We start from the raw sequence: 386 nt of genomic DNA on the forward strand, positions 1-386 counted from the left end.
CGTCACCGCCAACGGCCGCACCTTCTCCTACGTGCTGAAGGAAGGCTCTGCCGCATTGACGGAAGATGGGCCGAAGATCACCATCACCCAGACCGATGTGCGCGCCATTCAGCTTGCCAAGGCAGCGCTTTATGCCGGCACCAAGCTGTTGATGGAAAAGCAGAACACCGAGCATGTCGACCGCATCCATTTCGCCGGCGCCTTCGGCTCCTTCATCGATCCGAAATACGCCATGGTGCTCGGGCTGATCCCGGATTGCGACCTCGACAAGGTCTCGGCCGTCGGCAACGCTGCCGGTGCCGGCGCGCGCATGGCGCTGCTCAATCGCGGCTACCGCCGCGAGATCGAGGACACGGTCAGCAAGATCGAGAAGATCGAGACGGCCC

At 62.7% G+C, this 386-nt stretch carries 1 protein-coding gene; it reads left to right on the forward strand.

The annotated features are described in order from the left end of the window. Nucleotides 1-386 (forward strand): ASKHA domain-containing protein (locus EN750_RS39060; protein ID WP_127399549.1); only part of this gene is annotated, 386 nt, incomplete at both ends.

Source organism: Mesorhizobium sp. M7A.F.Ca.ET.027.03.2.1 (genome assembly GCF_003999175.1).
Taxonomy (GTDB): Bacteria; Pseudomonadota; Alphaproteobacteria; order Rhizobiales; family Rhizobiaceae; genus Mesorhizobium.